The sequence below is a fragment of the Acinetobacter sp. 228 genome (assembly GCF_048147885.1).
Window position 1 is genome coordinate 1 of the sequence record NZ_JAYWYV010000126.1, and the last position, 1803, is coordinate 1803.

Consider the following 1803-nt stretch of genomic DNA (forward strand, 5'->3'; position numbering starts at 1 on the left):
TAAATAAGCCATCTTGTGTAGTAAGGGCCAAACTCAAAGGTGAAGAAGTCTGAATAGCCAGTTGTCCCATTGTAGGTGAGCAAATTGACGAACTATTACAGACCTTAAAACTATTCACAGTAATAAGAGAAGGATTACTCTGTAAGGAGAAATCTAGACCAGTTTTTCCTGTCGTTGGATTACTACCCACATCCAAACGGTAGTTTGTTCCTAATGTTTGTGTGGAAGCATTACTCTTTTGTACTTTTATTCCACCAGCTTGGGCTCTCAAAACCTGATCTGCACTATTTGAAGTTCCTGCATGATCGTCCCAATAGGCATTGTCTATATTAATTTCATTATAAGTCGTCTGGATCGATATACCATCTTGGCCATTCACGGCACTCAAATCAGCATCTGTTAACGCTTCTAAAGCAAAAACCTGTCCACTCACTAACAACATACTGGCTGTTAATGTATTTAAAATAAACTTTGAGCCGTGACTTTCTTTATTTTTGTTCATCACTTCAGTTCCTTTGAAATCTACATTAACCTTTAACAACGTGGATGGCTACCATCACAGCTAAAGACCATGACTTTTCCTTGAATTGCCATGTTACCGTTCATCATTAAGCCCATAAAACCTGTTTCACGACCATAGTCATACGCCGATGGGGTCGCAGTAGCTACTTGCTGGTTCGCACTATTAGCAGTCGCTGCATAGGTTGGTTTTTTGAAATATGCATAATCATACATATTTGCACTCGAGCCTTGCGTTGTTGTTGAGCTCGTAAAGTTATCTTGCTCAATTGACAGAGCATTAAAACCAAAATTACGAATTAAAATTGGCTGTGCTGCACTAAAACTAAGTTGAATAGCCGGTTTTATAATTTCAGTATTACTTTTATCAAGATACTTTAAATCAGCACCATCTAAACCCATTTTTTGAATATTTAAAGTGCCTTGTACGCCTTTAAATACTAACCAAAGTTTATTACCGCTATCACTATTTTCAGCCCAACCACTTGGCTTAGTCGTGTCTGCTTGCACAAAACGTTTGTTAATTGCTAAACCAATGTGACAAAACTCTACGTTTTCACATACGCCACCACTGCCATTATCAAATATACCGTTACTGGTCTGGTTTAAATTAAGCATGAGTGATAAATCAGCACCAGCTTGGCCATTGATTGCCTGTAATGCATCATTATCCAAGGTCTGTAACTCTGCATGAGTCACAGTTGCACAAAGAGCAAAGAGTAAAGCAGTTATTTTTTTCATCGCGTTACCCTCCTCTTAGAGACCTTTAGTTGTCAGTTTTAAATGCTGAATTAAAACACCATCAATAACAGCTGAACCCATGTTATTACTAACTGAAGAGCTAATCTGTGCACCCGATAATTTATACGTGTTTATATCTGCATTTGGTGTAGTCGTATACCAACGTCCATTGTTATACAGTGCATCAGGTAAAGGCGTACCATTTGGTACAACAAATTGAGCACCATTCCCCGCATCAGTAGTGGTATAACCTGTCGTATTGGTTGTTGGATTATAATAAGCAGTACTATCAATATTCGCCCAGTTTGCTCCTTGGGAATCGAATCTTAACCCTGAACCAGCATTTCCTGTCCAGCCTGTTGCTGTACGGTATTGCCAATCATAACAAGTAAAAATTAAACTACATGTATAGCTGTTTACACGACGTTCTTGATTTTGTAATTGATAAAAGTTTCTAGTTTGTGTTGTAGCAGCAACTGTTCCTGTTGGTAGTTTTCCAAAAGAAATACCTACAGCATCTTGAGTATTATTTCCTTTAAATGC

At 38.1% G+C, this 1803-nt stretch carries 2 protein-coding genes and 1 pseudogene; all 3 read right to left on the reverse strand.

The window, feature by feature from the left end:
- The coding region (locus tag VXQ92_RS16555; RefSeq protein WP_416682561.1) for a DUF6160 family protein at positions 1-502 on the reverse strand (502 nt) is incomplete at its 3' end.
- Between the two features lie 32 nt (positions 503-534).
- Positions 535-1260, reverse strand: coding sequence for a DUF6160 family protein (locus VXQ92_RS16560; protein ID WP_000724344.1), 726 nt, complete (start codon positions 1258-1260; stop codon positions 535-537).
- 15 nt (positions 1261-1275) lie between these two features.
- Positions 1276-1803, reverse strand: a pseudogene (locus VXQ92_RS16565) (hypothetical protein); the annotation flags it as partial.

Excerpts from the sequence above, each read along its gene's own strand:
- VXQ92_RS16560 (WP_000724344.1), bottom strand. The coding sequence starts at position 1,260 with ATGAAAAAAATAACTGCTTTACTCTTTGCTCTTTGTGCAACTGTGACT.